Raw genomic sequence first — 22,693 nt, 5'->3', positions numbered from 1 at the left:
CAGATTTTAAAATATTGATTTGGATTTTTTTATAGAGAAAATGAAGATAATCATAAAAAAAGTTGTCAAAAAAACTAAAAAGGATTTAGAAAAATGAAATTTGATAGAGTTTACATCTACCCTTTGGTAGTTGCGTTTGAAGATATTGATGCGGGTGGAGGTGTTCATCACCCGAATTATTTAAAATATTTAGAAAGAGGTCGTTCTCAAGGGTTAATAGACTCAGATTATAGTTTCGGAAAATTTATGAGTGAAGGCTTCGTATTTGTAGTTGCTGAAATAATTTCTAAATATTTAAAACCCGCATTTTTAGAAGAAAAATTGTACGTAGTCACCCATTTTACAGCCTGCAAGAAAAGCAGTATAAAAATTTATCAATCCATAACCAAGTCCTATCCAAAAATAAATTTATCGGATAAGGAAATAAATATTTTTCAAATTCCAGACACAATATTTCAGGCTCAGATGAGACTTGTTTGTGTGCACCTTGCAGAAAAAAAAGTTATAGAAGTTCCATCTACGCTCAAAGAAGCACTCCTTATTCCAGAACCAGATTTTTTTGAAAAAAACCCGGATAAAAAAGATGTAAGGCTAAGCTGGAGATAAAGGATTGTTTATTTCGGTTTGGATACAAAGTCCTTGCTTTCTATGGCCGGGGGGACAATCCCTGTTTCTTCCCCTGTGACAAGTCGCGTTTACGAAAAGAATAAATAGAAAACAAATAAAAATATATCGTAAAATTTTTAGCATCATAACCCTATATGCAAGTGTCCCGTAAAAAGTCAATCTTCAAATAAATTTATGACGCTACTACAAAAACCCCTTTCAGGGCTTTTTACAACGCTAGAAAATGGCACTTTTATTGGCTTTTTGAACAATTGCTTTTTCAAAAAACGACTTTTTGCAGGTACGCCATTTATAGTAATCTTTCAAAAAATCGATCCAGTCGGGAAAAAGCAAGTTACACAAAAACTTTTTTTTGATGTGTAATAATTTTAAAATATCTCAAGCCGATTTTTCTTTTTCATATAATTTAAATTTTATGATTGCAAAAGCTCCCACCAAAATCAGTGCAATAGAAATATATTGACTTTGAGAAAATCCATGCCAGTAGTATCCTTTTAAAAATGCCGGGTTTCCTGAAGCATCAGGAATATTGACTAACTCGGGTGGTTTTATAAAAGGAATGACTGCCTTATTCACACGCATGAATTCTATTAAAAGTCTTGCAATTCCATGGAAAATCAAGTATTGAGAAAACAACCCCCATTTTTTGAAATTCTGAAATTTTGCGTAATACTGAAAATACACAAAATACAGAAAAGAAACAAAGGCTTCGATGATTGGAGTATTCCAAACAGGAACTCCGGATGGATGAGCGCCGTGGAATTCAAAAACAAGTAATGGAATCCGAGAGTCTGTTTGAAAACCATAACAACCATCACCAGAAACAAAACAACCCAATCTCCCTATCGCATACCCAATCGCCATAGATGGAATCATTGCATCAAAATAATTCCCATAGTCCATATTATTTTTTCGAAAGTACAATAGAATGAACAGGATTGCGGTTAAAAATCCACCGTAGAATACAAGTCCTCCTCCGGAAAAAAGAGAATTCCAAAGTCCCGGTTGTCCTGGAAAACCATTCCAATGAGTAAGAGGATATAGATACTTACCGTCAAATCCGGGTAGCTCTACAAATATTTGATCCCAGATTTCAAAAATAAAAAATACTTTTGTACCTATAAGAGTTCCAAAAATAGCAAGGAAAATAATCCAGTCGGATGCTTCAGGAACAAGCCCCCTTCTTTTTAGCTCCCTCGGAAGTAAATAGGAAGCTGCTAAAAAAGCGAGCATCATTAAAATACTAAAAGAGGATGGACCCTCCCAGCCGAAAGGGTTTGGAATTGGAATTCTATCTATCATAATTACTAGTGCCTCAATTTATCTTTTGCAATCAAGGGATTTTTTCTTAAAGAATCTTAATCCATATTAATAAATTCTACAGGATCCAAAGGTGGATCCATACCGATATGAACTTCATAGTGTAAGTGATTTCCGGTAGCCTTCCCTGTTGCACCCACGAGAGCTATTTTATCTCCCCTCTGCACCTGCATTCCTTTAGTAACAAGAATAGCCGAGCAATGCCCGTATAGAGTGTAAAACCCGTTTTCGTGATTAATCCTAACACTCTTACCGAGTCCTCCCTCTGATTCTTCAGACTCTACGATTCCGGGGGCTGTTGCGTAAATCGGAGTTTTTTCTCCGGACGCTAGGTCGATTCCATTGTGGTATTCCCCCTCACCAAAACCAAATGGATCAAATCTGTCTCCAAAAGAAGAAGTAACTCTACCTACTCCCGGTTGAAGAGGTCTTCCTCTCGGCATGGACTGAAAAATACTTTCTCTTGTATCCAAATACTCCATAGCGTTCTGGAATACGGGAACTAATTTTCTCAACTTATTCTCTATTATGGAAATTTTTTTTACAGATTCTCTGTAAAGATTCATATTGGAATCAGACTCTTCTATTTCGGATGAAATCTTCCTTTCAGCTTCGATCCAGTCATTTTCTAACACAGAATCTTTTTGGTATTGCTCCCAAGCCAACTGATTTAGGTCGTGAGAATTTGTGGACAGCTTACTCAAAGTAGATTCTAACTCTTCTGCCATCATGTAATAAAGCAAGAACTGGTTTTTATTCTGATTGACTTCCTCTTGGTGCAACTCTGCCTTATCCAAAAAGTTAAACTTAATGGTTAAAAATATGCTTACAACAGATAATGCTATAGCCAAAAAGAATATGAAAAATACCGTAAAATAAGAAATTTCGATTTTGATGATGTTCTTTTCGCTATGAGGGACGAACAATAAAGATATTTTAATATGACCTTTTTGTATAAATTTGATGAAATTTTTACGAAATTGCCTCTGAAAAAGCAAAAAACGCTCAGAATAACTCAAGTGTATTTGAAATTCCTTTTCGGACAATACAGTGTATAGAAAAATCGAATCTTTTGTTTAAAAGATTAAATTTTGCTTGCCTCCAACGCTTAATTTACTATATTTGCGATATACTATAGCATGATTGATTTTTTTAATAATCTTTTCAACAGAAAAAATATAACAGTTGAAAATATTCTCAGATACCCGGAAGGAAAGAGATATTACAGGGAATCCCATACGATTCGCAAAAATTCTATAGACGAAGACGCTCTAAAGATCGTCCACAGGCTCAATAAATTCGGCTATAAATCCTATCTTGTAGGTGGTTGTGTCAGAGATTTGCTTCTTGGTCGCAAACCTAAAGATTTTGATGTAGTTACAAGTGCTACTCCCAATCAAATCAGAGGGGTTTTCAATAACTGTAGAATCATTGGAAAACGATTCAAAATTGTACATATACTGTTTAAAGGAAAAATCATAGAAGTTTCTACATTTCGCTCTCTTCCAGAACACAGATTAAAAAAAGCGAGTAGCGACAAAGATTATCTTTTAAAAAGAGATAATAGCTACGGAACCGCAAAAGAAGACGCAGCAAGAAGAGATTTTACAATCAACGCACTCTACTTTGACCCAAGAAACGAATCTATCATCGACTATGTAGGTGGTGTAGAAGACATTCAGAATAAAATTCTAAGACCTATCGGAGACCCTGAAATATCTTTTAAGGAAGACCCGGTTAGAATGTTACGAGCAATTAAGTTTAGCATTCTGCACGGATTAGAAATGGACAAAAAGATAAAAACTTCTATAAAGAAAAATCGCTTTGAAATAGAAAAAGCCTCTCAGTCCAGAATGTTAGAAGAGTACAATAAAATTTTTAGAACTTGGAAGACTTCACTTATTTTTCAGGGGTTTGCAGAAAATCATTTATTAGACGTAATTTTTAGTGAAGCGCTAGATTCAATTAAAAAGGATTCTAATTGGTCGGAAAATTTCCTCTCTACTTCCATAGGGAAGAGATTGGTTATTGCAGATAGGATGTTGAGTGAAAGAGAAGAACTAACGCCCGTAATTTTCTTTGCCCTAATCTTCACAGATATAGTTTCAAATTCTATAAAGAAAGATTCTAAAAATATAGTTCAGTCTATAAAGACCGGCCTTGAACCTATTTGCTCTCGTCTCGGAATTGCAAAAAGAGACAAAGACAGGTTGCTAAAAATTTTTGCAAGTCAGAATAGATTTTTAAAAACAGACGACAAAATGGCAGCACAAAATGAATTCTTCAGGAAAAAAGATTTTTTCTATGAAGCATTTATGATTTTTAAAATCAATGCCATAACCGAGAATGATGAGACCTCTATTCAAGCTGCTTTCTTCTGGGAAATTTCTACAAGAACTAGACCCCCTCGCTCTGCAATCCATCAACCCAAGACACACCACAGTGGAGGACAAAAGTCCGGAAAGGGAAACAGATTTCACAAAGGAAATCCTAACTCAAACAAAAGAAAATTTGAACACGAAAAGCACAATACCCCTGCACCACCATCCGAACAAGATGAAAATTCTACAATTCATGAATCAATTGAAGTTGAAGCAGGGGCAGAAGTTGAGTCTTCTAAACAAGGTAAAATTTCTCCCCACCCAAAAAGACACAGACATTTTAGAAGAAACTCAAAATTTCACAAAGAAAAAAGAAACCAAGACACTCAAAGTCGAAACGAAGAAAATACAGGCGAGGCAAGTTAGGTCTTTCTTATCTGTAGTGCCTTACAATAAATTGAATAAAACTTCTTTTGTTAAAATAATTTTCCTCTAACACTCCCCATAAATCTATTGAGTCTTTTTTGGATATCAGAGATTCCAATTCTTTAGCCTTTCTCCAAATAACAAATTTGATCTTTGGATCACACCCCAATAATTGAAATCTTGCATGTGTCCCGTCTCCTATAGGAGTAAAATTAATAATCTTTCCGCTTATAATAGAAAGAACAGGAGATTCATTTCCTTGTCCAAAAGGTTCAAATATTTCAATATCCTTATATAGAGATTCTTTTAATTCATTGGATCGAAAAGAGACTGCACTTTCTAAAATTTTGCCGGTTGATAAGTCCATTTTATTCAACCAAATTTCAGAATTTTCTACAATTTTTTCCTCTAACTTTTGAACCAACTCATTTTTTATAGAAAACCCTCCTGCCTCTTGGTGCCCTCCAAAGTGCAAAAGCAACTCACTTACCATTTCGAGTAATTCTAAAACATTCTCGTCTTTGTAAGATCGAATGCTCCCTCTTGCATTATCTGTTTCAGGAGTAATAAATATAGCAGGCCTTTTAAATTCTTCTGTGAGTTTCGTAGCCACAATCCCGGAAACTCCGGGCTCTAACTCAGGGTCATAACAAAATATTACTTTTCTGGTTATTTTTTCCGGGTTTTTCAAAAATAGATTTTTTACTTTTTCAATATTTCGATTGGTTCTTTCTTTTCTTTCTGTGTTGATTTTGATTAACTCTTGGGTTAAGTTTTGAATTGTATATTCATCATCACTCAATAAAAGTCCAGTAGCAACTTCTGTTTTTCCCATCCTACCCGCAGCATTGAGTACAGGACCAATCACCCAACCGATTTCTTTAGAAGTGATCTTTTCCGAATTGATCGATAGGTTTTGTATGAGGCTATACAAGCCGGGGTTTTTCTTAACCTCAGGGCGACTATTTTTAGAAAGAGATGTACAACCCTCTTTTACAATAATTCTATTTTCACCGGTAAGAGGCATCATGTCAGTGATCGTCCCAATCGCAGACAAACTCACATAGTGGTGAAACGCATTTCTGATTTTTTTATCGCCTTGGAGATATAGAAAAAATTCATCGCTCAATCGAGAGATTTTATCTTTCCTGCTCAAGTTAGAGTTTACAATTTTTTGATATATTTCTGAATCCGAAAAAATCAACGATAGTATAACTTTTAAAGATAGAACAGACGTACAAATTTTCTTCTCAGGATACTCTGAATCGAGCCTTTTTGGATTGATGAGGAAACAATTTGGGATAGATTTTGGAATTTCATGGTGATCGATAACTACTATTTGAATCCCAGCCTCTGCTAAAATATTAATTTCTGAATAGTTAGATGAGCCAAGGTCTAACGTAATTAGTAAGTCTGGCTTTAATTCTAAAATAAAGTCCATTACCGATTTGCAAAGACCATACTCATCGTTTAAAGAAGAAGTTTTTACGGTTAGTCGCCCACCTTTCTTTTCGTGTGTTTTTGAAAAATATCTACCCAAGATACTCGCTGAAGACACTCCATCCGTATCCCTGTCTCCAAACAACAATATGTGCCACTTCTCAGAAGTAGCTTTTTTTAAAAGAGGAATAGATTCTAATAGATCGGGCAATAAAAAAGGAGAGACAAAATCAGATTCTTTTGGTTGCAAAAAAAAATCCCAGCTCTCTTTGTCCGGTTGTAATTTTTGTAGCAAGTTATACTGAAATGAATTTAATTCAGGAATACTCGAATCGGGTAATTCATGAAACCTTACTCCGTGTGTATAATTATCATGAACTTCCAAAGTCATTTTACATAGAACAATTTCCGGAGAATTTTGCACCGGTTTCAATTTCTAAAACTGGAGTCCTTATATCCCCTGAAACTTTTCCTGTTTTTCCGATTGAGATTTTATTTTTTGAGTCAATATTTCCACGAAAAATTCCGTTTACGGTCAAAGAGCCCACTTGGATATCTGCATTCACATCACCTGTATCGCTAATAATCAAATTCCCGTTTGTTTCAATCGTACCTTTGATTTGACCGCTAATCATTAAATTATTGTGAAATTTCAGACTACCCTTAAATACTATATCTTCGCCTATAATTGTGTCTATTGTTTCATTCGCCATAAAATTTTCCTATGTTTATGTTAAACAAGCTACTAAAAATAAGATAAAAAATCTACTCTTTTACGTATTTGTTGTTTTAAAAAAACTATAAAATCAAAACGCTGCCACTAAAATTGTTTCTATCTCGTTTTTAGGAAGTTCTCTTGGTAAACAATCCAAAAATGGAAAGCTCGATGCAAGAGACGCTATTCCGGGTAGGTCAATTTTTTTTACTTCGTATTCTGAAAGTCTTTGAGGCATTTTTAGTTCTATATAAATTTTCCTGACTCCTTCCACAGCTTTGATGGCTGCCTCGATTATAGAAATATCAGAAATATCTTCATCCAGTGCTTTTGCGATCATCACATATTTTCCCGCAGAAGAAGTTAGGTTGTATTCCATAATATGTGGAAGTAAAATCGACATAGCCTGAAATATATCCATCTTAGTCAGGTTGGATGTAGCAAGAGACAATGCAAAGCAAAGCCCAAGAGAGCTGGAAGACTGTGCAATCCCTGTAAGTAAACTTGCAGAATAAATCGAATTTTTTGCAGTCAAATTTTTTGGATCACGAATGGAAGGGATAATGTTTTTTGCCACAAGCTCCATTGCCCGTAAAGTAGAGGAACTCGTTATTTCATTTGCATACTTAGATAATAGAGTGTCAACTGCGGCAGAAAGAATTGCAGTTGCAGTCCTCGCAATATCATTGGAAGTGAGATGAAGACCTACCTTGGGGTCTGCAATGATTAACTCTGGAAATACATACTGGTGAGAATAATATTTTCTAAACATATCCTTATCACTGATGATGGTAAAAAAAGGAGAACACTCAGTTCCCATGACAGGCATGGTAGGAATCGTGACCAAAGGAATTGGCTTTTTTAAAACTAAATTTTTATCGGCTACAAGTTCTTCTGCAAAAAAATCATTTGTAGCAAGAATAGAAACTGCTTTAGCTGCATTAATAGAATCAAATGATCCATAAGCTACAATGCAATTGGCTTTGGAGTGTCTTACAAAATGAGCCGCAGTGTCTAACTCTTTGAATGTTGGTTTATCTTCAATGTTGTCGTATAGAATTACACCATCTGTATGCTTTTCAATACTTGTCTTGATAATGGAAAGCTCGTCAGTATTTTGGATTTCTTTTTGAGTGGAGAGCATTAAAACCCGACTCCCTATATTTTTCACAAAGGAGCCCATTTTAAAGCCACAGTCTATTTCGATATGTATTCTTGGGGTAAACTGGAAGTTTACCCAGTCAGGCAAAACTGGCATAGTTAAACTTCCATCTTAGTTTAATTTCTTTTAAGGGAATATTACAATAACTTAGTTAAACAAATACCGGTACTATCCTAAGAGGGATTCCGCAATATTTCCGGCAACTTTATTTAACACTTCTGGAGTTAGATTGTCATATTCTCCATTCTTTAAACGAGTTTTAATCTCTTTGAGTTTTTCGAGTCTTTCTGTATCTTCTTCTTTAGAGCCAATTTGGCGACTGATATTTTTAATTTCAGTTTGAAGTTTGGCTTCCATTACTCTTTGTCTGGCAGTATCCGAAATAGAAACATTGTCTTTCAACTCGACAGTTTCATTTTTTTTCAAAGGAGTAGTTCGTTTAGGTTCGTAGCTTGGTCTGGATGCACCTATTCTTTCAATTGTCATACCTTTTTCTCCTATTCTATTATAGTTTCGGTAAAACGAGAATTCTCTTTAGCTATTTTTTTTAATCTATTATTAATTAAAATAACAAATTCGCCTTTTTCTGTAATATTAGAAAAATTTGCATCTTTTGCTATAGGAAAATATAAAAACTCTTCGTAATATTTAGTAATTTCTCGTCCAATGAGCAAATTGGACTTTGGAAATATGTCTCTTATGATTTCCAATAGAGAGATAATTCTGTGAACAGATTCAAAGATTACAATTAACCCCTCAAAATCTGAATATTTCTCAAGCTCTTTGATTTTACTGACTTTCTTATCTGACAAAAACCCTAAATAAATACAAGGATTTGTCTGAAAACCGGATACTGAAAGGATAGACGTTAGTGCAGATGCTCCCGGTATAGGTATTATTTTCCAGTTTTCCTTGCGAGCAAATCTTATAAAACCGGACCCCGGATCGGAAATTCCAGGAGTTCCAGCATCGCTTATTAATGAAATTTTTTCGATTCCCTGAAACATTTCTAAAATTCTATTTTCTTCGCCTGTAGGTATTTTAGGAAGACCTCTAATCTCTGAGTGTATTCCATGGGTTTTTAGAAAAGCCCTCGAATGATTGGGGTTTTCTGCCAAGATTAGATCTGACTCTTTTAGAGTATTTAAAGCACGAATTGTGATATCATCCATATTCCCGAGTGGAGTTGCAACTACATAAAGAATCGGTTTTTCCAAACTCAAGGATTGCATCCCGGAGGAGAAACTCCCGGAGGGCATTCACAACCCAGTGATTCCTTTCCAGCAATTTTACAGGGATTGCATAGAGTTCCAACCATACAGGTATTTTTATCTACTGTACAAGCAGAAATATTGCATACAGAAGGATTGCAACTGGAGCCTTCTTCGCATAAAGAAGGGGTCAAAGAAGCACATCTATACACCGGGCTGGATGGATTTGAAACTGCACCATTATTAAAAACTGCCCGAATCGAAAAAGTATATACTTCGCATTTTTGAAATGGAAACACACCCGGTGGAGGTTTTCTGTTTAAGATTCTCTTTTTTTGAATTCTGGAGCTGTCTGTAGAGTTTTCAGTCGCTAAATGAGGAAAAGAAGGTTGGATTCCATTTTCTAAATAAGCATTGGCTCCAAGCTGAGTTTCTGCTAAGGACGGGGTGGATGAAGTAATATACAGGTTATAACCTACAAATTGTTGTTCCGTATTCGTTACATAGTATTTTAATATAAATTGAGGCTTTGCTCCGTTGAATACAGGTTCAACCAGACTAAAATCAGTCGAAGTAGAACTGTCAATCGGATACATTCCTGCGATTTGAGGAATATTTATAGGGATTAGGAAGATATACGGAGTTGTAGGAGTATCCGTATTGATTCCACACCCGTAAAAAAACATCAGAATCACGAATTTCAGGATGTTTTTCATAATTCAATTTCTAATAAATTCTATCTCTATTTTTAACCAAGCATTTTTTGGTTATTTTACGTCGAATTTAAGAGAATATAAATCTATGATTAATAAAATATATATAAGAACTTTGATTATCATTGTGTCCGTTGTTGGAATTTTTTATTTATTATTTTTTTATGAAGGAGAGCCAAAAAAAAAGGCAAACCTAAAATCCAATGAGTTGGGCTTTTTATTCACCGGAAACACAAATCAGTCCAATTCTACCGGAAACGATCGAATTGGGGTAGATCGCTCCAAATCCATTTTTGACTCGGACTTTTACAAATCCGGAAAACTATCTTATGAAGAGATAGAAAACAATGAAGCCCACCCAACCCCACAAGGTGATATCCCTATCAACCCTCAGACTGGTAAACCCTATTCGGAAGAGGCAATGGAGCAATTTGACAGCCTTCGCGAAAAATTTCCCGGGAATGACCTAATTCCTCAAAGACTTACCCCTGAAATGAGGGCAAACAAAAATAAAGACAGCGAAAGAATTGCGAAAATCACAAATAACGTGACAAACAAAACTGCAAACAATTCAGAAATTCGTGAATACTATAAATTTCAAGAAAAGAGCGTTAAGGATAGGTTAGAAATTATAGAATATCTTGTTCAGAGTCAGAAAGAATCCGGGGAAGAAGATGAAGGAGGACAATACCAAAAAATTATGGATACAATCAAAGAACAAGCCAATCAAGTCGCTCGTGAAAAAGAGTCTGCTTTCAGGTCTGCCGGAATCTCTGACTAAATTTTACATATCTTATTTTCAGGGATATCCCTTATAAACTGTCCATACAGTCGCTTTGATGCACCCTCTCCAGACAGAACAAATTTTTTATTCATAGACTTTATTCTACTCCTGATCTTTGGATCTTTTAAGAGTTTTAAAATTATTTCAGGGATATCTTCTTTTTTTTCTAAACTGAAAAGCCCTCCCAAATTTTTTAAAGAAACTGCCTCAGGAGAATGAAAAATCCTACTTCCAGTAACTATAGGAAGTCCGAAATAGGCTGGCTCTAATACGTTATGCACCCTATTGTGAATCGCACCTCCGACATAACTAAGCTCGGCGTATTGATACGCATAAGCAAGAATTCCTAACTTATCGAATAGGATTACTTTTTTGTATTTGTTTGTAATCTCTGAAAACAAGGAGTAAGGAATAGAATTTATATCAAGAAGGCGTACAATCTCTTGAATTCTTTTTTTTTCTATGTGGTGGGGGAAAATCCAAACATTCTTGCCGCTTTTCAATAGATCTGAAATCATAGGGACTAAAATTTCTTCACATACAGGATAGGTAGATGCAAAAATGATAGTTTGATTTTTTATTGGAAGTAATTTTTTCAGAGGGTCTATTTTCTTTTTTGTTCTAATTTTTCCTACCACAGAATCGACTCTAGTGTCGCCAAGTGCAAATACTCTTTCTTTATCTTTCACTAATCGAAAAATTTCCGGTAAGAAAAATTCGCTCGATGCAGAGATGATGTCAATTTTTTGAAAGATACTTTGAGTAAGTTTCTCCAAGAAAAATGAATTTCTTCCTGAAGTTTTATTTATGCTTGCACAAAAAAGAAATACTTTCGAGTGGTACTTTTTTGCAGCATATATCAAATTGGGCCAGGTATCCCAAGCCATTAAAATTAGAATTTCCGGTTTGAATTTTTCAAAAATAAAATTATACGAAAAATAAAAATCTAAAGGTAATCTAAAATAGAAATACACGTCTAAGTTGCGCAAGTTTTCCTCTTTTATACTTTCAGAAAAAACAGATTGGATCACAACTGTATTCGGCTCATTTTTTCTAATCACGGAAATCAAGGCTTTGCACTGATCTAATTCTCCTACCGACGACGCATGAAGCCAAATCACTCTCTTGCTTGTAAAGTCTTCACAAATTTGTAAAATTCGATCTTTATCTATTTTTCGTTTTTTTAAAAATTCTCTTGCCTTTCTTGAAAAAGGAAAAATCAAAAATTGAAACGGATAAATTACAAAAGTAAAAACTCTATATAGATAAATCAAAGAAAACTCCTAATATTCAAAGCTCCAATTGTCCTTCACTTCTGATCCCGGATAGATTGTTTTTTGTTTCTCAAGTAAGAAACCCATCTGATCCACGTATATATAAAAAACTCCTCTTTTCTGAAACGGACTTGGCTCAATTCTGAGACCTTTTATTTCCAACGGAACTTGCAAAGATAAATGCAGCTTTATATTCTTTGGTGGAATATCAATCGCAGTCTCCAACCTTCTCCAACCCTCATACTTTAGGCTGCCTATATCGTAGTATAAGTCTTTGGATTTCTTCTGAGAAATAATAAGTTTCAAACTCATATTATAATCGTTTGAAAACACCCAGAGAAAAAAACGAATAGGAACGCCCGGTGGAAGACGAATTGTTTCCTGAGGACGTATATCAAGATTTTGTTTGCCGGGATTTTCAAGAAAAGAATGAATCATTAATGAATTTCTTACATTGTTTTTGTATATCTTTGAATAAATTTTTTGCTCTAATAAAAATGCTTCTAAATCCGGTACCTTTGAAATAAATTCGGTCTTGTTTAAAAAAGAGATCCCACGATATATCTGCCAAGGGCGAGAGCCTTCAAAATCATCAGCCAGAAAAATCTCATAGGTTTCCTTATTTTTAATAGTTTCTTCTAAAATTTTTATATTCCCGTTCAAGTCCTTCTCTTTCTGTCTTGCAGGTGCCGGAAGGCTAAAGGTATTTAAAAGTAAATTCAGAAAAAATACGCACAATAGAATATTTTTAAAAGCCTTAGAAAACAAGGAAATCTTCCGATAATAAAAAAAGAAAAGAATTGGTTTAAAGGATTTTATATGGCAACTAAAGAGCATATCAAAATTATCGTTTCAGCTATTATAGTAATCGTCCTAGTTTCCATGGGAATATACGCTTTTATTTTCCGAAACGAACTTTCACAGAAAATTCAAGATGTAGGTAAAAAAAATGATGAGCCTCCTGCAAAAATTGATCGAATTATTCTCCCCCCTAATCCAATCAAAGAGTCTATCGAATCAAAAAAAGACGAGCACCTAAAAAAAGAATCAGTTCCAGACGTTATGGAACCTGTCAAACCTAAAACAACGGATGATTCAGTTTCTAAAAGTCCAACAGAAAATATTCATCAAAAAATCAATATCACTGAAGATGAAAATTTAATTCCGAACAGAGAAAAAGAATTGGATACTAAAAAACATAGCTCAAAAAAAGAATCTATAATCTCTCATAAAAAAAAGAAATTCCCCGGACAAACCAAGAAAGTACGAAGTAAAAAACATTCAACAAGCCTTGAAAAAAGAGTGTCGAGATTAGAAAGACAGTTTGGTTTTACAAACAACAAAAAAATACCCAGTATAGAAAAAAGAATCAAGCGATTAGAAAAAGCATCTTGGAAAAAGCAGAAATATCGAAAAATTAAAAATACAAAAAGAGTCAGGTAAACTTCATAGACCTATTTTTATGAGCTATATAGTAGAAAATTATAAGAAAGTATTAGAAGAAATCCATTCTTCAAAGTCTACACCTTCTCCGATTTTGATTGCAGTATCAAAAAAACAAACCTTAGAGTCGATACGCGAAGCGATTCAAGGCGGAATAACAATTTTTGGTGAAAATAAAATTCAAGAAGGAATTGAGAAATTTTCTAAGCTAAAAGACGAAGGCTTTGATTTCGAACTTCATCATATAGGGCCCTTGCAAACCGGTAACTTGCGTAAACTATTTGGTTTGTTTTCTTATACTCACGGAGTCACGAGTGAATCATCATTAAAAGAATTACTAAAAGAAGCACTAAAAAGAAAACAGCCAATCCGATATTTTCTGGAAGCCAATCTTACTGATGAATCTTCAAAATCAGGATTCAACAGAAATGCGTTAGTCGAAACTCTAAAAAAAATCTCTACTTTCCAAAATGAGTATTGTATTTTTGAAGGTCTAATGACTATGGGACCTACCAATGAAGACCCAACAATTACACGAAATGTATTCAAGGACTTGAATTCTATAAGAAAAGATTTTTGCCCTGATTCAAAATGCTCGATGGGAATGAGTGGAGATTATAAGATTGCTATAGAAGAAGGTAGTAATTTTGTAAGAATTGGAACTCTTATATTCGGGAAAAGGAGTTACTAATGGAAAAAGTTGGAGTTATAGGGCTCGGAAATATGGGATCTGCAATTTTTCATTCGATAAAGAATGATTTTAAAACATCAGTGTACGATCCATTTCAAAATATCCAAGGAGTTTCACAAGAGGAAAACATCTCCACTCTCTCAAACAAATCGGATATAATTATAGTTTCCGTAAAACCGGATAAGGTATTTGAAGTTTTAAAAGAAATCCAATCTCCAAAAATTTTAATTTCAATTGCGGCAGGAGTTACAATTTCTGACTTACAAAAAAATTCATACCCAGAATCTCAAATTGTAAGAGCAATGCCCAATCTTCCATTGACCGTAAAAGAAGGCTGTATTGCCTATTTTGGAAACAAAGAGGCTTATCCTATTGTACAAAAAATTTTCCAGAACTCAGGAATTGTAATGGAACTTGGAAGCGAAAAAAATTTAGACGCATTCACAGGGCTTGCCGGATCCGGTCCTGCTTTTGTTTTTACGTTTATACAATCTCTCGCTGAAGGTGGAGTAAAATCAGGCCTCACTTATTCGGATTCATTAAAAGCAGCGATCCAAACTGTAAAAGGTAGCGTGAAATTATTGGAAAATGAAATTGATAAATTTCCACAAACCCACCCTTACACTTTGAGAAATAAAGTGACCTCTCCGGGTGGAACTACAATTTATGGTTTAGACTCTTTAGAGAAAGGGAACTTCTCCCATAGCATAATATCGGCAGTGTATAAGGCTTATAAAAGAGCTGTAGAGATCGGCAAAAAATAGATACTAATTTTTTTCAATTACCTCTGCAAGGGAAGTTACGATCCTAAGAAAATTTTCTATTTCAGTAAAACTGATTTTTTTTAACCATGTTGAGTCTATTTCAAATCCTATCTTTTCATTTTCACAATATATTTTCCAAGAAGAATTATTTGCATTGAAACCAAGAATTTTTAAGCTTACGGGAATTTTTTCAAATTTTTCTTGAAGGTTACCATTCTCTATTAAAGAAAATATCCTATCTTTATTATTTTGCCTAAGCGATTCACTTGCAATTTGTATTTTATTTTTTAGTTGATAAAATTCAGAAAAGGGAATTCCAAAAACAAAGAGGTTTTTCTTCCAAGCCTCTGTCTCTTTTTTTGCATCTGCTTTTGAAGAAAAATTTATAGAATTCGGATACCTGACTAATACAAACGGTATAGAGTTTTTCTTAGACATTTCAAACTCAAAAATCACCTGCCTATTTAAATGTGCCTCCTTGTTATTCGTATATAGAAAGAATTTTCTGGATAGAAAAATTCCACTTCCAATTTTTTTTAGATACACAGTAGATTTTTCTATATTAGAAAATTGTATTATCTCTGTATTGGAAAAAACATTTCGTAGTCGATTTTGTATTTTTCTATCTATTGTTCTTCCAAGATAGAAGACCCAAAACAAGAATGAGAAGATTATTAGAAAAAAAATAATCGTAGGAAGAAATTCATTTATCATAAAAAATCAAAACTACCCAATCGAAATTGAGTAGTTTTTCGAATAGGCTTTACTTTCCGGGAAATGAATTTACATATTGAATCTTTATATCTGGAAAAGACTCAACTATCTGTACTTTCAAATCGGGAAATGATGAAGTTTCTTGCCATTTTCCACAACTATCTGGAAAAGAATTCACCATCTGAACTTTTAAATCAGGAAATGAATTGACTACTTGAACTTTTATATCTGGAAAAGAAGTTACAAACTGCACCTTCCCCCACAACTGCTTTCCGTTGAAGTGGCAATTCCCGCTTGAATTGCTACTTGAACCGCTATCTCCCTTTTTGCACATATTCAATGTAGTGTCTTCTTGGTCACCATCGTCATAAGATATATGAGCTTTGTTCCCTTTCAAAGAAGTAATTTTCCCATTGTAAAATGTGCCTCCCCCTTTCCAATTGCACTGGACTCGGTCCCCAATCTTAAAATCAGCTGCCGAAATCTGAAAAGTAAATACGAAACAAACCAATACCCCTAAAAGATTTTTCATTTTTTTCTCCATGTAAAATACCAGATAGAATGCGGCACATTGATTGGTTTTGTCAAGATTTTTTTTGTTTTACTTTGGCTTTTGTCGTTTTAGTCTGTTGTAGCGGGTTGTTTTTCTCTTGGAGAGGTAGGCTCCTCCCGCAATCGTGGTTACCGGGGTGGGAACTCCATTCTCGAAGAATCTGCCGGGGAGAATTATCTTGATCGGCAAGGTCAGCACTAAAAGTAAAAAGAGCAGTACCTGGCAGATTGCCAAGCCAGTCTGCAAGAATGCAAGCTCAATCAGTCCTCGTTATTCAGTGGAATTCTATGCAAATTTATGACTTTACTTGATACCTTTCTTTACTCTCCATTTTTCTCAAAAATGCCCCAAAGTCTTGTTTCTATCTGTTCAACAATGCGTGTAAATATTTTCGTCTCAAAAAACCGTTGTTCTTCTAATGAACTCAATATATTTTACTGGAACAAACCATCGATTGGGTTTCTACATATTTTGTGGTTCATAAATTTCTCATAAAGTAGAATTTGTTCTGCTCTCATTTTATAAGGTAAAAGTTTATTAAAAAAAAAAAAATTTTATCATTTTTAATTTTTCTTCAGTTTACATAAAAGTCTAAATTTACTAAAGGTTTTCATTTTTAATCCCAAAAGTGGAGTTCCATGTTTTTTATAAAGGTTCTGGTGGTATAAAACATGCACTTTACTGAAAAGGTGGAATCCCATTTTACAGTATAATCTGCATAATAGCATAAGCTCAAAACCTCATCCTAAGATATTCTACTTTTTGAGGTTACCTTCACTTTTTAGGCCTCAGACTTCAAGTATCAGTCCTCTGAAATGGAGATCCCATATTTTTGCATAAAAGGTGAACAATTGGTATAAAGCATGCACTTTACTGAAAAAGTGGAGATCCCACATTTTTGCACGAAAAGTGTAAAATCAGTACGAAAAACGTAACTTTGCTAGATGAAACGACAATGAAAAAAAATAGAATTGACTAAAAGTGATTTTTAAAAGAAATATAACAGGAAAATAGAAAAAATTTCATCTCTTTTCAAGGGTTAAATTTGTTACGAATCCATCATATAGCAATTACATCGCCCAACCCGAAAAAATTATCTGAATTCTATTCTAGCCTGCCGGGAATTTCCAAGCCAAAATTTAACTTCAATGAAAAAGGAAAGATTCGCTCTGTTTGGTTTGAATTTGGAAAAATTATTTTAATGATTGAAAAAGGAAAAAAAAATCAATCTCCACACGCACTCATTTTTACAATTTCAAAAAAACACAGAAAGGAGTTAAAGAAAATTCAACCTTTGGTTTTTAAAAAGACTCTCCACACATTGTATTTATCCGACCCGGAAGGAAATATTTTTGGATTTAGCAGTTACCCGAATATATTAAAATTAGATTAAATATTGACTATAAAGGAAAACCCCCTAAAATTGTAACAACTCGTCATTGCTTTTATTTTTTGGTGAAGAGAAAACTAATCTAAGGAATATCTTATATGAGGTTATTTACTTTTCCTCTTGCTCAGGATGTCCAAATCAAAGAATGGAAAGAAGTTACATGGAAATTCCCGGAAATAGATATTTATACTTTTTTATGGATAGCTCTATTTTTTATTCTTGCCGGTTTGTCTTTTTACATTGCTAATTTAATAAAAAATTCTCAGGCAAAAACTTATGAAAGATGGAAGGTGTTAAAAGCTGGGTTGAGAAAATTTCATTTTACGACTCACGAATATGAAATATTAAGACACTTTTTTTTAAGGCTCCCATTTAAAGACAAAATGAGTAGTTTAATTTTTTCTGATCCAGAGTTTACAAAAGTTAGGCTATTAGATTTTTTAGAAAAATTTCCTGAAGAAGACTATGTTAATAAAATTGAGCTTCTTACTAAATTATATTCAGAGGAATACCAAAAAGAGGAGATCAAAAATCTTTCTGATATTCATTTGGGTGAATTTTGCTATTTAGTTTTTTCAAATCAAAGAGTTTTATCTTATATAAAAAAAGTTGAAGGTGATCAAGTTAGTTTAAAAATTTTTCCTCTATACTATCTTTATGACTTGAGATACCCAAATATATTCTTAGAATTTTTTCGTAAAAAAAGGGGAAAGTATTCGATCAAAGGAGTATTCCACAATTCAAGAAAAGGGGATACCTTTTTTAAACCAACAGGGGAATTTGAGTTTTTAGAAATTTCGTATGGCCACGAGTCAGATGAAGCATCTCAGGAAGAGGAGAACTATGAAATTATTCAACCTGAGTTAAGAAATTGTTTAAATCGTATTTTAGATTATTCTGAAATAGAAGTTTCAAAAAGAAATATATTTTTAGAAAACTTAGATATTTTCAGAAATTTAAAAGATAAATTTTCAAATATTGAAGCTGCGAGAGTAGTCAGGTCAAACATCTCTCTTCTTTTTTTTCCAATCTACGAGCAGATTTTTAAAAAATTTTTGAAAGATAAAAATGCACCTGAATGTATTGATAATTTTTTGGAATACTGTTTCATGGATGAAAAACTTCTTTATCCATCTCAAATACAAGATTTAGTATCTATTCCTAAAAAATTCAATCCTCAGGAAATTACAATTTATACTTTGCGAGAATGGCTTCTTAGGATTTATAATTTAATTGATGAGCCTTCAGTTAATGAATTGGGTCAAAGTTTTCAAGATGTAAATAAATTAAAACGCATCAAAGGTTTTATTTCCGAGGAGGAAGAGAAAAATTTCCTAAATAGTACAGACAGGAGATTGAATTTTGAAATCGAAAATGTTTTTAAATCCGTGCACAAACTTTGTTATGGAACTCCATCAGTATATTTTCCTGTACTTCACAAAGACATGGTTACAAAACTATTCAGCAAATCAAAAATTTCTACTGAACAGATACAAAAAGGATTAGACGACGCATTAAAAATTGATTTCTCACTCTTCCACAGAGAAACAAATTATTCGAATGAAGCAAAAAATATTTCAAAAGAAATTGTTATGACACGTGTACTTCCCGAGTTTGTAATCGTGCCGACTTATGGGTCGAGGTGTATTATGTGGCAAGAAGTTACAATGCGTAAAAGAAATTCTTCGGGTAGATTTTTTATCCCACAGTTCACAGCAGACAATCTGTATTTGATGTTACTTCGTTCTTTCGGAATATTCAGGTGGGAATTGAATAAAACTTTACAAGGCAGATTTTGGAATGATATTACTTCGCCTTCGTTGACATCTGAATATTATGATTATCTTTCTTATTACAGAAAAAATAAAAATTTAAGTTTGGAAGCACGAGAAAAAATTCGACAACAAATTATTAAATACAGAAAAAACATAAGGGATATTTTTGCATCAGACTATTTGAATTGGATGCTATTTGAATCGAAAGGAGTTCCCAGATTGAATAAGGTCTCAAGAAGTATTTTTTACAGATATTGTCCTTTCCCAAAAGAGATAAGAAATACTCTTTTGAAGCAACCAATCTATTCAGATATCGCAGAAAAATTCAATAATCTAAGATTGAAGAAAATTGAAAGTTTAGAAAACCACTATTTTAATATCAAAAAAAATATAGGCACTCTACCCCAAGAGCTACAAAAAAATTTAGAGTTTTATAAAGATCTTTGAATTGTATTTTCAAAATAGGAAACAACACATTTTTTAAGTTCACCAAAAGTTTTCTCTTGAAAGACCGCTTTGTATTTTCTTTTACTCGATCTTTCTGGTGAATTTTTTTTATAAAACACATCGTAGTGATGCTCAAGAAGTAAGTAGGCCGCGTGAAATCGGTCTTCTTTTTTTAAACATTCGATTATTTTTACTGTGATGTCACTACTGATATATTTTTTCAGCAGTTCAACCTTTTTAATTAAAATTTCTATATTCTCAACGTATTCTTCTGACAGTCTTTTGGCTCTTTCTTCAATCGGTAGCTCTATCCAAATATTTTCCCCGATTAGAACTTTTTGAAAAAGTTTTTCCGGTATAGTCAGTTTGCCGATATTTCTGCTCTCTCCTTCAACAATTATTTTGGAACCATAAGTGTTGCAAGAATAATGGTTTAAGAAAAAATATATTTTTGATTCAAATTTTTTTTGTGAAGGTTGCATTAAAAAATCTCCACCCAGAATTGAGCCTTTATGATTTGCAAATGTTTCTAAGGGAAGAACTTTAAATTTCTTTTCGTTCAAAATCTTTAATATCTCTGATTTTCCAGAACCACTTGGTCCATAGATAGTTACGCATTCTGGAATTTTTTCGCTTAGGAAATATTCGTTTATTTTTTTTCTATAGGTTTTGTATCCACCGTCAATTAATTTAGCCTTGTAACCAATCAGATCCATAACAGTAAAAAGCGACCTTGACCTCATACCACCTCTCCAACAATAGATTACAAACTCTATATTCGGTTTGCCGGAATGGCCGGCCTTTCTATTAGTCTTTTCTGAAATCTCTTCGATTTGAGCTAAAATTTTCGGCAGATTTTTTGAAATTATTCTTGCGCCGAGTTGTCTTGCTTCAAACGAATTGGATTTGTAGAGAGTGCCGACTTCGGCTCTCTCTAAATTCGTAAGCACAGGCATATTGATTGCAAGTGGGATATGGTCTTCTAAAAATTCATTTTCGCTACGAACATCAATGATTACTATTTCTGTTTTGTTGTTGTTAAAAATTTCTTCTATTTGTTTAAATTTAGAATTGTAAATCAAGATAGTTTCTTTGTGGATTTGATTGGCAAAAAAACCAAGAAAAAAATATTGTAGAATTATAAAGAAATATGATTCAGGTAAAAAATTTAACCAAGCACTTTATCCTAAAAAAAAGAAAATCCGGATTCTTTGGCTCAGTTAAGGCTCTTTTTTCAGCCGAAAGAGAAGTTATCCGAGCAGTTGACGATGTTTCCTTCCGGATAAAAAAAGGTGAGCTTGTAGGTTACATCGGACCCAATGGTGCCGGTAAATCTACTACAATAAAAATGCTCACAGGGATACTCACTCCCTCTCATGGTGAAATTCTAATAGACGGGCTCAACCCATCTAAAAATAGAAAAGAAAATGCTTTTCAAATAGGCGTGGTCTTTGGTCAAAGAACACAGTTGTGGTGGGATCTTCCAGTGGAGGAGTCATTTGATTTGTTAAAGTCTATTTACAAAATAGATGAAAAACTTTTTAAAAAGAGGTTGGAATTCTTTTTTGATCTACTTGGCTTGGAGGAGTTTTACAAGCAGCAAGCAAGAAAACTTTCTTTAGGACAGAGAATGAAAGCAGATATAGCAGCGAGCTTGATCCATTCTCCAAAGGTTTTGTTTTTAGACGAGCCGACTATCGGGTTGGATTTAATAGTAAAAGAAAAAGTTCGGAACTTCATTCAAAAGATTAATTTTGAAGACAAGGTAACTATCATTCTTACTACCCACGATGTAGGGGATATTGAATATCTTGCAAATAGGATCATCGTACTCGATAAAGGTAAAATAGGTTACGACGGAAATATTTCTAACTTCAATAAGCTACTCGGAAATGAGTCTGTGGTAAATCTTCATTTTCAAACTCCCGTAAAAAATATAAATTTCCCGAAACCTTTTAGGGTAAAAGAAAAAATTTCTGACACTCAATATAAAATAATCATCCCGGAAAAAGAGCCTCTATCTTCACTTTTAAGTTTTTTACAAAAGAAAAGAATCAAAATTCAAGAAATCCAAAAACAAAATCCTGACTTGGGACTTGCAATTAAGAAAATGTATTCTGGGAAAGAAGAACTTTGACGTATTTAAAATTTATATCAAATGCTTTCCAGCGATCTTTGGCTTATAAGTTAGAATACTACACCGGACTATTTAACGCATTTTTGTATATTTTTATATTCACTTCAGTATGGAAAACAGTTGCTAAGGAAAGTCCTAATTTTCTGGGCGGTTGGAAAGGAGAAAAATTAGTAGAGTACGCAATTCTTTCTACACTTATCAAGGTTTCTTTTGGAAGAAACGATAGTCTCGTCTCCAATAAGATAAAAACAGGCGATATAGTGTATGATTTTTTGAAACCATATAACTTTGTATTGATGTATTTTTCTGATAGCGTTGGGGTGAGCCTTTTTCAATTTTTTGCAAGAGCGATTCCTCTACTTATATTTTCGATATTCTTTTTTGGGATAGTGCCTGATTTAAACTGGATAAGTATCTGCAAATTTATACCGATATATATTTTTTCTTTTATTTTGTTTACTTTGTTTGGTTTTTTCATTTCTATTCTTAGTTTTTTCTTTACTGAAACCTTTAGTTTTTGGATTCTATATAGTGCACTTGTTACACTCCTTTCGGGTAGTGTGATCCCCGTAAACCTATTCCCTGAAGGCTGGTTGAAGTTTGTATCGCTAACTCCTTTCCCTTATCTATACTATTTTCCTACAGCAATTTTGATTCAGTCTCCAATTCAATTTACCTATCAAGAATTATTTCTCAATTATATAATTCAAATTTCTGTACTATTTGTTATTATTTTAGTCATTTATTCATTTGGAAAAAAGAAAGTTGAATTTGCAGGAGGATAGA

The 22,693-nt window shown here is 33.6% G+C and carries 23 protein-coding genes and 1 pseudogene; 10 read left to right on the top strand and 14 right to left on the bottom strand.

Annotated elements, in window-relative coordinates:
• Positions 1–93 precede the first annotated feature (93 nt).
• Positions 94–606: an acyl-CoA thioesterase gene (locus tag HS129_01775; protein ID MBE7410784.1), complete on the top strand. Its 513-nt coding sequence runs from the start codon at positions 94–96 to the stop codon at positions 604–606.
• A gap of 399 nt (positions 607–1,005) precedes the next feature.
• On the opposite strand, the gene HS129_01770 is transcribed toward HS129_01775, so the two are convergent.
• A complete protein-coding gene (locus HS129_01770; protein ID MBE7410783.1) occupies positions 1,006–1,929 on the bottom strand; it encodes a prolipoprotein diacylglyceryl transferase in 924 nt (307 codons plus the stop codon).
• Positions 1,930–1,985: 56 nt separating this feature from the next.
• Complete coding sequence (locus HS129_01765) at positions 1,986–2,972, bottom strand: M23 family metallopeptidase (GenBank protein MBE7410782.1); 987 nt, start codon at positions 2,970–2,972, stop codon at positions 1,986–1,988.
• 114 nt (positions 2,973–3,086) lie between these two features.
• On the opposite strand from HS129_01765, the gene pcnB reads away from it, so the two are divergent.
• Positions 3,087–4,694 carry a polynucleotide adenylyltransferase PcnB gene (gene pcnB / locus HS129_01760; protein ID MBE7410781.1) on the top strand — a complete coding sequence of 536 codons (1,608 nt, stop codon included), beginning with the start codon at positions 3,087–3,089 and terminating at the stop codon, positions 4,692–4,694.
• Positions 4,695–4,701: 7 nt separating this feature from the next.
• Here pcnB and recJ read toward each other — a convergent pair whose 3' ends face one another.
• The 6 genes from recJ to HS129_01730 form a co-directional block, all read right to left on the bottom strand.
• The gene (gene recJ / locus HS129_01755; GenBank protein MBE7410780.1) at positions 4,702–6,525 is read right to left on the bottom strand and encodes a single-stranded-DNA-specific exonuclease RecJ; all 1,824 of its coding nucleotides are present in this window, start codon (positions 6,523–6,525) and stop codon (positions 4,702–4,704) included.
• 1 nt (position 6,526) lies between these two features.
• On the bottom strand, positions 6,527–6,847 hold the full coding sequence (locus HS129_01750; GenBank protein ID MBE7410779.1) for a polymer-forming cytoskeletal protein: 321 nt from the start codon (positions 6,845–6,847) through the stop codon (positions 6,527–6,529).
• Positions 6,848–6,940: 93 nt separating this feature from the next.
• Positions 6,941–8,107, bottom strand: a complete 1,167-nt coding sequence (locus HS129_01745) for an iron-containing alcohol dehydrogenase (GenBank protein ID MBE7410778.1) — start codon at positions 8,105–8,107, stop codon at positions 6,941–6,943.
• Between the two features lie 72 nt (positions 8,108–8,179).
• Positions 8,180–8,497: a flagellar biosynthesis anti-sigma factor FlgM gene (locus HS129_01740; protein MBE7410777.1), complete on the bottom strand. Its 318-nt coding sequence runs from the start codon at positions 8,495–8,497 to the stop codon at positions 8,180–8,182.
• 11 nt (positions 8,498–8,508) lie between these two features.
• Positions 8,509–9,243, bottom strand: a complete 735-nt coding sequence (gene rsmI, locus HS129_01735) for a 16S rRNA (cytidine(1402)-2'-O)-methyltransferase (protein ID MBE7410776.1) — start codon at positions 9,241–9,243, stop codon at positions 8,509–8,511.
• Complete coding sequence (locus HS129_01730; GenBank protein MBE7410775.1) at positions 9,231–9,938, bottom strand: hypothetical protein; 708 nt, start codon at positions 9,936–9,938, stop codon at positions 9,231–9,233. Before HS129_01730 ends, rsmI begins: the two co-directional genes overlap by 13 nt.
• A gap of 85 nt (positions 9,939–10,023) precedes the next feature.
• Between HS129_01730 and HS129_01725 the strand changes: the two genes are divergently transcribed.
• Positions 10,024–10,716 carry a hypothetical protein gene (locus HS129_01725; protein MBE7410774.1) on the top strand — a complete coding sequence of 231 codons (693 nt, stop codon included), beginning with the start codon at positions 10,024–10,026 and terminating at the stop codon, positions 10,714–10,716.
• On the opposite strand, the gene HS129_01720 is transcribed toward HS129_01725, so the two are convergent.
• Complete coding sequence (locus HS129_01720) at positions 10,713–11,993, bottom strand: 3-deoxy-D-manno-octulosonic acid transferase (protein MBE7410773.1); 1,281 nt, start codon at positions 11,991–11,993, stop codon at positions 10,713–10,715. The two genes, HS129_01725 and HS129_01720, sit on opposite strands and share 4 nt — an antisense overlap.
• A gap of 9 nt (positions 11,994–12,002) precedes the next feature.
• Entirely contained in the window at positions 12,003–12,761 is a 759-nt protein-coding gene (locus HS129_01715) for a flagellar assembly protein FlaA (protein MBE7410772.1), read from the bottom strand.
• 51 nt (positions 12,762–12,812) lie between these two features.
• On the opposite strand from HS129_01715, the gene HS129_01710 reads away from it, so the two are divergent.
• From HS129_01710 to proC, 3 genes are read left to right on the top strand one after another with little or no spacing between them, the layout of a single operon-like run.
• On the top strand, positions 12,813–13,436 hold the full coding sequence (locus tag HS129_01710) for a hypothetical protein (GenBank protein ID MBE7410771.1): 624 nt from the start codon (positions 12,813–12,815) through the stop codon (positions 13,434–13,436).
• 19 nt (positions 13,437–13,455) lie between these two features.
• A complete protein-coding gene (locus HS129_01705) occupies positions 13,456–14,127 on the top strand; it encodes a YggS family pyridoxal phosphate-dependent enzyme (GenBank protein MBE7410770.1) in 672 nt (223 codons plus the stop codon).
• Complete coding sequence (gene proC, locus HS129_01700) at positions 14,127–14,891, top strand: pyrroline-5-carboxylate reductase (GenBank protein MBE7410769.1); 765 nt, start codon at positions 14,127–14,129, stop codon at positions 14,889–14,891. Before HS129_01705 ends, proC begins: the two co-directional genes overlap by 1 nt.
• 3 nt (positions 14,892–14,894) lie before the next feature.
• Here the strand turns inward: proC and HS129_01695 are convergent, their stop codons facing one another.
• The 3 genes and pseudogenes from HS129_01695 to HS129_01685 all read right to left on the bottom strand — a co-directional run bounded on the left by HS129_01695 (position 14,895) and on the right by HS129_01685 (position 16,392).
• Positions 14,895–15,605: a hypothetical protein gene (locus tag HS129_01695; GenBank protein ID MBE7410768.1), complete on the bottom strand. Its 711-nt coding sequence runs from the start codon at positions 15,603–15,605 to the stop codon at positions 14,895–14,897.
• Between the two features lie 49 nt (positions 15,606–15,654).
• Positions 15,655–15,897 (bottom strand): annotated as a pseudogene (locus HS129_01690) (hypothetical protein).
• A 309-nt stretch (positions 15,898–16,206) separates the two neighbouring features.
• The gene (locus HS129_01685; GenBank protein MBE7410767.1) at positions 16,207–16,392 is read right to left on the bottom strand and encodes a hypothetical protein; all 186 of its coding nucleotides are present in this window, start codon (positions 16,390–16,392) and stop codon (positions 16,207–16,209) included.
• An 820-nt stretch (positions 16,393–17,212) separates the two neighbouring features.
• Here HS129_01685 and HS129_01680 point away from each other — a divergent pair.
• Positions 17,213–17,551, top strand: coding sequence for a hypothetical protein (locus HS129_01680; protein ID MBE7410766.1), 339 nt, complete (start codon positions 17,213–17,215; stop codon positions 17,549–17,551).
• Positions 17,552–17,646: 95 nt separating this feature from the next.
• On the top strand, positions 17,647–19,770 hold the full coding sequence (locus tag HS129_01675; protein MBE7410765.1) for a hypothetical protein: 2,124 nt from the start codon (positions 17,647–17,649) through the stop codon (positions 19,768–19,770).
• Here HS129_01675 and mnmH read toward each other — a convergent pair.
• Entirely contained in the window at positions 19,755–20,852 is a 1,098-nt protein-coding gene (mnmH, locus tag HS129_01670) for a tRNA 2-selenouridine(34) synthase MnmH (protein MBE7410764.1), read from the bottom strand. The genes HS129_01675 and mnmH overlap by 16 nt on opposite strands.
• Before the next feature lie 68 nt (positions 20,853–20,920).
• On the opposite strand from mnmH, the gene HS129_01665 reads away from it, so the two are divergent.
• Positions 20,921–21,907, top strand: coding sequence for an ATP-binding cassette domain-containing protein (locus HS129_01665; GenBank protein MBE7410763.1), 987 nt, complete (start codon positions 20,921–20,923; stop codon positions 21,905–21,907).
• Positions 21,904–22,692: an ABC-2 family transporter protein gene (locus HS129_01660; protein ID MBE7410762.1), complete on the top strand. Its 789-nt coding sequence runs from the start codon at positions 21,904–21,906 to the stop codon at positions 22,690–22,692. Before HS129_01665 ends, HS129_01660 begins: the two co-directional genes overlap by 4 nt.
• The last annotated feature ends 1 nt before the right edge of the window (position 22,693 follow it).

Source organism: Leptospiraceae bacterium (genome assembly GCA_015075105.1).
Lineage (GTDB): Bacteria > Spirochaetota > Leptospiria > Leptospirales > Leptospiraceae > JABWCC01.
The sequence above is the reverse complement of the archived record's forward strand: the minus strand, read 5'-3'. Positions and strand labels throughout refer to the sequence as shown.

Coding starts and splice junctions, on each gene's coding strand:
- HS129_01775 (MBE7410784.1), top strand. CDS start 94: ATGAAATTTGATAGAGTTTACATCTACCCTTTGGTAGTTGCGTTTGAA.
- HS129_01770 (MBE7410783.1), bottom strand. CDS start 1,929: ATGATAGATAGAATTCCAATTCCAAACCCTTTCGGCTGGGAGGGTCCA.
- pcnB (MBE7410781.1), top strand. CDS start 3,087: ATGATTGATTTTTTTAATAATCTTTTCAACAGAAAAAATATAACAGTT.
- recJ (MBE7410780.1), bottom strand. CDS start 6,525: ATGACTTTGGAAGTTCATGATAATTATACACACGGAGTAAGGTTTCAT.
- HS129_01750 (MBE7410779.1), bottom strand. CDS start 6,847: ATGGCGAATGAAACAATAGACACAATTATAGGCGAAGATATAGTATTT.
- HS129_01745 (MBE7410778.1), bottom strand. CDS start 8,107: ATGCCAGTTTTGCCTGACTGGGTAAACTTCCAGTTTACCCCAAGAATA.
- HS129_01740 (MBE7410777.1), bottom strand. CDS start 8,497: ATGACAATTGAAAGAATAGGTGCATCCAGACCAAGCTACGAACCTAAA.
- rsmI (MBE7410776.1), bottom strand. CDS start 9,243: ATGCAATCCTTGAGTTTGGAAAAACCGATTCTTTATGTAGTTGCAACT.
- HS129_01730 (MBE7410775.1), bottom strand. CDS start 9,938: ATGAAAAACATCCTGAAATTCGTGATTCTGATGTTTTTTTACGGGTGT.
- HS129_01725 (MBE7410774.1), top strand. CDS start 10,024: ATGATTAATAAAATATATATAAGAACTTTGATTATCATTGTGTCCGTT.
- HS129_01710 (MBE7410771.1), top strand. CDS start 12,813: ATGGCAACTAAAGAGCATATCAAAATTATCGTTTCAGCTATTATAGTA.
- HS129_01705 (MBE7410770.1), top strand. CDS start 13,456: ATGAGCTATATAGTAGAAAATTATAAGAAAGTATTAGAAGAAATCCAT.
- proC (MBE7410769.1), top strand. CDS start 14,127: ATGGAAAAAGTTGGAGTTATAGGGCTCGGAAATATGGGATCTGCAATT.
- HS129_01695 (MBE7410768.1), bottom strand. CDS start 15,605: ATGATAAATGAATTTCTTCCTACGATTATTTTTTTTCTAATAATCTTC.
- HS129_01675 (MBE7410765.1), top strand. CDS start 17,647: ATGAGGTTATTTACTTTTCCTCTTGCTCAGGATGTCCAAATCAAAGAA.
- HS129_01665 (MBE7410763.1), top strand. CDS start 20,921: ATGATTCAGGTAAAAAATTTAACCAAGCACTTTATCCTAAAAAAAAGA.